Origin of the sequence: Marseilla massiliensis, assembly GCF_016899955.1 — a bacterium.
Classification (GTDB): Bacteria; Bacteroidota; Bacteroidia; order Bacteroidales; family Bacteroidaceae; genus Prevotella; species Prevotella intestinigallinarum.
The window spans coordinates 1-761 of record NZ_JACJJL010000090.1 but is presented as its reverse complement, the minus strand read 5'-3'; the positions used below and the strand labels follow the sequence as shown (position 1 = coordinate 761).

General features: G+C 57.7%; 1 protein-coding gene. It reads right to left on the bottom strand.

Going from position 1 to position 761, the window contains the following annotated elements; all coding sequences use genetic code 11:
- On the bottom strand, positions 1-761 hold a 761-nt coding region (locus tag H6B30_RS16030; RefSeq protein ID WP_500684414.1), incomplete at both ends, for an LSm family protein.

The following is a 761-nucleotide window of genomic DNA, read 5'->3' as shown; positions in this document are numbered from 1 at the left end:
AACGGCGCCATAAGCGAGGCTATCTTGTCATCCTGCATCAGGATGTTGAACACCTGGTCGTATGGCCTGCCGAGAAACGAGAGGACATGCGGCATGTCGGAGTATTCCCCCGTGACGGTGTCCGGCTCCACCTCGTTGCCGTCCCTGTCCTCATACCAGCAGCGGTTGATGCGTACCAGCTTTCCCGTGCGGTCTTTATAGCTGTAACCGTTCAAATCCACGAACATCCTGTCCTCGTCCGTGGAGACATCGTTGCCCTTCTCGTCCACGAAGTCCAGCACTACATTGCCGTCCTTGTCTATGGCGTTGAAGTCGTCCCAATTCTTTATCACGATTTCCAGCTTCTTTCCCTCGTGTAGGATGAAGCGTCTGAGCTTCCTGCCGTCCTTGAAGCCCACGGGGTGGAAGTTCACGAAGAAGTAGATGATGGCCGCGAGGAAGTTCTCCGCCGAGTTGGTGAAGAACGCCTCCGAGCCGCCCTTTTTCTCTCCGCCTCCCTTGTTGAGCGAGGCCAGCAGGGTGGCCGCCGTCTCCGAGGCCGCCGCAAGGTCGGGGATGTACTTCCGCTGGATGGGGTTGATGCGGTCGGAATACTCCACGTCGGTAAAGTTGATGGTACGGAAGCCGCAGTTCACGGGCAACCTCCCGGCCTTCCTGTTCTTGCAGAACTGGTAGAAGAGCGTCTTGGCCAGCGTGGGGTACTTGAAGTCATATACCATCATGGCGAAGCCCTTGGCGGCGTGCTGCCGGATGAACGGGTC